At 48.6% G+C, this 6,304-nt stretch carries 4 protein-coding genes and 1 rRNA gene; 4 read left to right on the top strand and 1 reads right to left on the bottom strand.

Annotation, left to right across the window (positions count from 1 at the left end; all coding sequences use genetic code 11):
• Nucleotides 1-77: 77 nt before the first annotated feature.
• Nucleotides 78-193, top strand: a 5S ribosomal RNA gene (gene rrf / locus BZG80_RS15290).
• Nucleotides 194-558: 365 nt separating this feature from the next.
• Here rrf and bamD read toward each other — a convergent pair.
• Nucleotides 559-1,284 carry an outer membrane protein assembly factor BamD gene (gene bamD / locus BZG80_RS15285; RefSeq protein ID WP_021024604.1) on the bottom strand — a complete coding sequence of 242 codons (726 nt, stop codon included), beginning with the start codon at nt 1,282-1,284 and terminating at the stop codon, nt 559-561.
• A 198-nt stretch (nt 1,285-1,482) separates the two neighbouring features.
• Here bamD and rluD point away from each other — a divergent pair, with 198 nt between their 5' ends.
• The 3 genes from rluD to clpB all read left to right on the top strand — a co-directional run bounded on the left by rluD (nt 1,483) and on the right by clpB (nt 5,837).
• Complete coding sequence (gene rluD, locus BZG80_RS15280) at nt 1,483-2,457, top strand: 23S rRNA pseudouridine(1911/1915/1917) synthase RluD (protein WP_077461943.1); 975 nt, start codon at nt 1,483-1,485, stop codon at nt 2,455-2,457.
• Nucleotides 2,457-3,179, top strand: a complete 723-nt coding sequence (pgeF, locus tag BZG80_RS15275) for a peptidoglycan editing factor PgeF (protein ID WP_077679741.1) — start codon at nt 2,457-2,459, stop codon at nt 3,177-3,179. The genes rluD and pgeF overlap by 1 nt, the downstream gene beginning before the upstream one ends.
• A gap of 81 nt (nt 3,180-3,260) precedes the next feature.
• Nucleotides 3,261-5,837 carry an ATP-dependent chaperone ClpB gene (gene clpB / locus BZG80_RS15270; RefSeq protein WP_021024607.1) on the top strand — a complete coding sequence of 859 codons (2,577 nt, stop codon included), beginning with the start codon at nt 3,261-3,263 and terminating at the stop codon, nt 5,835-5,837.
• Nucleotides 5,838-6,304: the final 467 nt, after the last annotated feature.

The raw sequence follows: 6,304 nt of genomic DNA, 5'->3' as shown, positions 1-6,304 counted from the left end.
GCCAGTTGATTGTGGCGAGAACGAACAGCTTTCTAGATACGTGTTTTGACTGAAAAGTGAAGACACACCAAATTTTGCTTGGCGACCATAGCGCTTTGGACCCACCTGACTCCATGCCGAACTCAGTAGTGAAACGAAGCAGCGCCGATGGTAGTGTGGGGTCTCCCCATGTGAGAGTAGGACATCGCCAGGCTTTGATTATAAATTGCACCTATTGCTTGCGATTTTTGATAGCTGCGATGCTCATGTATTGGTATACATTGTGCGTCTCGCTTCATAACTCTCTGCGCATAGCTTGCAATTTAATCATCAAAGCGGATACGCGTAAGACTTTGATGAGTAGAGACACAAAGCCCCGACCTAACGGTCGGGGCTTTTTGTGTTTAAAAACGATGAAATGTCAGGGGTTAGTGAGCAGATCGCTTAGCTCTGTTTACTATGCTCTGTTTTATTATCGCGTATTTGCTCGTCTCATTGCGACATAGCACAAAAAAGCCTCTCTATAATAGAGAGGCTTTTGTCGTTTTAACCAGTGTCGTTTTAACCAATATTGACGGATTAAATGGAATTTTTGTCTATCAGATCCTGAGTACGCTCGGCTGGCTCGTCAAGTCCGAGCTTCTTATAGGCTGTTAGCATCAGAGGCAAAGAAGCTTTAGCGGCTTCAGTGTCAGGGAAGTCTCGTTGTAAGGCCTGGCAACGGTTAACGGCTGCAACCCAAGCTTCACGACGAATATAGTAGTCGGCGGCGGCTAACTCGTATTGAGCTAAACGATTTTTTAACGCGATCATACGTGCCTTTGCATCAGCAGCATACTCGCTATTGGGATAGCGTTCGAGTAAGCGGCGAAAATCAGCAAATGCTTTACGAGCCGGCTGAGGGTCACGGTCATTGCGCTCCATACGGAGAATGTCGTGGATTAGGCTACGATCTTGTGCCATATGGACGAGGCCTCGCATATAGGCAACCCAGTCACTTTCGGCATGAGCGGGGTGCATACGCATAAAGCGATCAATGGTTGCTTCGGCCAAGGCCAGATCGTCATTTTTATAATAAGCATAGATAAGATCCAGTTGCACTTGATCGGAATAAGCACCAAACGGATAGCGAGAGTCCAATGCCTCAAGCTTTTCAATGGCTGTTATCCATGCCCCTTTGTTTAACTGCGCTTCAGCATCCTGATACAGTTTGGATGGCGGATCGTCTTGGACAACTTGACTGTTGCTTGAGCAACCGACGAGTACAGAGGCTGCGAGTAGCGCAGTAAGGGTTAGGCGTTTCATGGGTTATCGCACTTCCTTGAAAAGTTTTTATGCCATCTGGATTACGGTCACAGCGGCAAACAGATACAATGTCATTATCCCGGCTATTTTATCCAGTGATAGGCGACTATAGCAAAAGGCGTTTACCGGCGATATGCCGAGCGCCACGATAGCGACTGTTGCGAGGGTTTAGTCATAGAAATCACAGAAAAGTTCGGTATGGCACAACAGATAGAATTATCCCATCAGATCCAAGAACACCAAATGGGTCAGCGACTCGATCAAGCGATCGCAGAGCTGTTTCCCGATTACTCTCGCTCTCGGATCAAAACATGGATTCAAGCAGGGCAAGTCTCACTCGATGGTATGGCGGTAGACAAGCCTCGTCAGAAAGTCATGGGCGGGGAGCAGGTTGAGATTGCCACAGAGATTGAAGATGACGATCGCTGGCTACCCCAAGAGATACCGCTCGACGTCGTCTATGAAGATAATGACCTCTTGGTGATTAATAAACCTGCTGGGCTTGTGGTGCATCCAGGTGCCGGCTGTCCGGATGGAACACTATTGAATGGTTTACTTCACCGTTATCCTGATATCGGGGATGTACCGCGTGCAGGGATAGTGCATCGTTTGGATAAAGATACCACGGGCCTAATGGTGGTTGCGAAAACGATCCCCGCGCAGACCCGACTGGTACGCGCGCTACAAAAACGTAAAATCACGCGTGAATACGAAGCGATTGCGATTGGCAATATGACCGGTGGTGGCATGGTGGACAAACCGATAGGCCGCCATTCAACAAAACGGACTCATATGGCCGTCCAAGAATTAGGGAAGCCTGCGATAACCCATTATCGGGTTGCAGAGCATTTCCGGGGTCATACACGGTTACGTTTGCGACTAGAGACGGGGCGGACTCACCAAATCCGAGTGCATATGGCGTATTTAAATCATCCTCTGGTAGGGGACCCGCTTTATGGCGGTAAGGCAAAGCCTCCACGTCAAGCCGGCGAGATCTTGGTTCAGACGCTAAGGCAGTTCAAGCGCCAAGCATTACATGCCGCCATGTTACGTCTTGACCATCCGATCACGGGTGAGCAAATGGAATGGCATGCCCCGATCCCCGACGATATGGTCGCATTGACGGAGCATTTACGTAGCGACCAAGCAGAAAACGGAGAAGACGAGTACTAATGGATTACCTCCAACCTGATTGGCCGGCTCCTGATAATATCGGTGCACTTACCACAACTCGTGAAGGGGGAGTGAGCCAGGGCGTGTTTGCGGGTTGGAATCTTGGTATGCATGTGGGTGATGATCCAGATGCCGTGCAAAAAAATCGTCTTGCTCTAGCCGGTATGGTTCACGGAGAACTGACTTGGCTTGAGCAAGTTCATGGGACTGAGGTCGCACGGCTGCCACATCAAGACACACATCCCAAAGCCGATGCAGCATTTACAGATACCGTCGGACAAGTTTGTACGGTCATGACCGCTGATTGCTTACCGGTACTTTTTTGTAGCCATGATGGTTGCCAAGTCGCGGCGGCACATGCCGGGTGGCGAGGGCTATTAAATGGTGTTTTAGAATCAACCCTCGCTTTATTTGCGCAACCAGAACGCTGTTTTGTTTGGTTGGGGCCGGCAATTGGTCCACAAGCTTTTGAAGTCGGTGAAGATGTTTATCAGGCATTCATCTCGTATTCTTGGCAGACCAAGGCCGCTTTTTCACCTCGAGGGTCAGACAAGTATTTGGCTGATCTCTATGCGCTTGCAAGGCAACGACTGATAGCTACTGGCGTGACCGCGATTTATGGGGGATCGCTATGTACCTACCAGCAAGGCGATCAATTTTATTCCTATCGCCGAGATGGACAAACGGGGCGGATGGCAACGTGTATCTGGCGAATGAAATAAAGTCGTCTTAGATGCTTGAAAAATACCTGCATCGTGCCCATTTATTCATCAACTAAAGGTGTTAAGTGGGAGGAACTAACGATGCGCCTTGACCGTTTTACCAGTAAGTTTCAAATTGCCATTTCTGATGCGCAATCACTCGCGTTAGGGCGAGACCATCAATATATTGAACCCGTTCACTTGATGACCGCACTCCTGAATCAAGATAGCAGTGCGATTCGTCCGCTATTAACCATGCTGAACGTGGATGTGAGCCAACTGCGCTCTAGCCTTTCTGAGTTATTGGATCGCGTCCCTCAAGTCACAGGCACGGGCGGTGAGGTTCAGCTTTCGAATCATCTGGGTAACTTATTTAACCTTTGCGATAAGATCTCACAAAAGCGTAAAGACAAATATATCTCTTCTGAGCTTTTTGTCTTAGCTGCGGTAGAAGATAAAGGGCCGCTTGGGGAGCTATTGCGCAGCCATGGCCTGACATCACAAAAAGTTGAACAAGCGATAGAAAAAGTCCGTGGCGGTCAGCAAGTCGATGATCCCAACGCCGAAGAAAACCGGCAGGCGTTGGAGAAATTTACTCTGGATCTGACCGAGCGTGCTGAGCAAGGCAAACTGGATCCTGTTATCGGCCGTGATGATGAAATTCGCCGGACCATCCAAGTGCTACAGCGTCGTACCAAAAACAACCCCGTCCTGATTGGTGAGCCTGGTGTAGGCAAAACCGCGATTGTAGAGGGGTTAGCCCAGCGTATTGTGAATGGTGAGGTACCGGAAGGTTTGCGCCGTAAACGCGTGCTTTCTCTCGATATGGGGGCGCTAGTCGCTGGGGCTAAATACCGTGGGGAGTTTGAAGAGCGACTAAAAGCGGTATTAAATGAACTGGCGAAAGAGGAAGGTAATGTCATCCTCTTTATTGATGAACTTCATACCATGGTCGGGGCCGGTAAAGCTGAAGGGGCCATGGATGCCGGGAATATGCTCAAACCTGCCTTGGCACGGGGCGAGCTTCACTGTGTGGGCGCAACGACACTTGATGAATACCGCCAATATGTAGAGAAAGATGCGGCATTAGAACGTCGCTTTCAAAAAGTATTGGTGAATGAGCCGAATGTAGAAGACACGGTCGCCATTCTGCGCGGATTAAAAGAGCGTTACGAGCTGCACCATGCGGTAGAAATTACCGATCCGGCCATCGTCGCCGCAGCCAGCTTGTCACATCGCTACATTGCCGATCGCCAGTTACCCGATAAAGCCATTGATCTTATTGACGAAGCGGCGTCCAGCATTCGGATGCAAATTGATTCGAAACCCGATTCGTTAGATCGCTTAGAACGACGCATTGTCCAACTTAAAATTGAACAACAAGCACTAGAAAAAGAAGAAGATAGTGCGAGTCAAAAGCGTTTAGAGACATTGCGTGACGAGCTAGAGGCAAAAGAGCGTGATTATGCCGAGCTCGAAGAGGTCTGGAACACAGAAAAAGCCGCTGTATCTGGAGCTCAACATATAAAAGCTGCTTTAGAGCAAGCACGAACTGACATGGAGATAGCGCGGCGAGCCGGGGATTTAAGCCGAATGTCAGAACTACAGTATGGCAAAATTCCTGACTTAGAAAAGCAGCTCGATCTTGCTAGCCAAGCAGAAATGCAGGAAATGACTTTATTGAAAAACCGAGTCACAGAGGCTGAGATCGCAGATGTTATCGCACGGCAGACAGGGATCCCTGTTTCTCGTATGCTGGAAAGCGAAAAAGAAAAGCTACTTAAAATGGAATCAGCCTTGCACCAGCGGGTGATAGGTCAAGATGAAGCGGTCGGTGCCGTCGCCAATGCCATTCGGCGTAGCCGAGCCGGACTGGCGGATCCGAATCGCCCGATTGGCTCCTTCCTTTTCCTTGGGCCGACAGGGGTGGGTAAAACTGAGTTGTGTAAGTCGCTGGCCGAATTCATGTTCGATAGCCGTGATGCTATGGTTCGGATAGATATGTCTGAATTTATGGAAAAACACTCGGTAGCACGCTTAGTTGGCGCGCCTCCTGGTTATGTTGGATATGAAGAAGGGGGCTATCTTACTGAAGCGGTTCGTCGTCGTCCCTATTCGGTAATTCTACTTGATGAGATAGAAAAAGCGCATTCTGATGTATTCAACATCTTGTTGCAGGTACTCGATGATGGGCGTTTAACGGATGGTCAGGGGCGAACGGTTGATTTTCGAAATGCCGTCGTCATCATGACCTCCAATCTGGGTTCAGAACAAATCCAAGCACACTTTGGTGAACTGGATTATGCAGGCATGAAGCAAACAGTGATGGAGGTGGCGGCGAATCATTTCCGACCGGAGTTTATTAACCGTATTGATGAAGCCGTTGTGTTCCATCCACTGGTTGAAGAGCATATAAAAGAAATCGCTGGCTTGCAGATGCAAGAGCTTGCCCGACGAATGGCAGAAAAAGATTTCAAATTGGAGATTTCCGAAGCCGCGCTTGCCAAGGTTGCTCAAAGCGGGTTTGATCCTGTCTACGGAGCGCGTCCACTTAAACGGGCTATCCAACAGACAATCGAAAACCCACTGGCGCAACAAATCTTGAGTGGGGAACTGGTCCCAGGTCAGCCCGTTTGGCTTGATGTTGAGAATGACCATGTCATTGCAAAACAAGGCTAACCCAGCCCTATCAGGCAAAAGCCACTATTTTTGGTGGCTTTTTTCTTGGTTTGACTCAAAAACGCTTAGGAATAATGCAAATTGTTGGGTTTTTGCGCGCCTGAGATCTTTTTATCAAAAACCCCTTGCGCCAAAAAATTACCTCTCTATAATGCGCTCTCGTTGGCACGGCAAGCCGAGCTAACAACGGCAATACAGACAAGCAAAACAAAATGCTTGACTCAATGCCAAAGTGGCGTATTATGCCACTCCCGCTCAACGATGAGCGGCGCTCTTTAACAATTTGACCTATGCAATCTGTGTGGGCACTCGTTGAGAATAGACAAAAAGATTTATTCGATGAACTGAGTGACCAATACGAAACAACGTTTACGTTGTTCGGCACAGTCAATTCGTTTGTCTCGCAAGAGACGAACAAAACAGTATTTATCGAGCCGTTTGTCTTTTCTTTGGAAAAGCAAACACCA

The sequence above is a fragment of the Salinivibrio sp. MA440 genome (genome assembly GCF_001996265.1).
Lineage (GTDB): Bacteria > Pseudomonadota > Gammaproteobacteria > Enterobacterales > Vibrionaceae > Salinivibrio > Salinivibrio costicola.
Note: the sequence above shows the minus strand (reverse complement) of the source record. Positions and strands in the feature narration are given on the sequence as shown.

What these genes read in the sequence shown, in the direction of transcription:
- clpB (WP_021024607.1), top strand. Translation starts at nt 3,261, where the DNA reads ATGCGCCTTGACCGTTTTACCAGTAAGTTTCAAATTGCCATTTCTGAT.
- bamD (WP_021024604.1), bottom strand. Translation starts at nt 1,284, where the DNA reads ATGAAACGCCTAACCCTTACTGCGCTACTCGCAGCCTCTGTACTCGTC.
- rluD (WP_077461943.1), top strand. Translation starts at nt 1,483, where the DNA reads ATGGCACAACAGATAGAATTATCCCATCAGATCCAAGAACACCAAATG.
- pgeF (WP_077679741.1), top strand. Translation starts at nt 2,457, where the DNA reads ATGGATTACCTCCAACCTGATTGGCCGGCTCCTGATAATATCGGTGCA.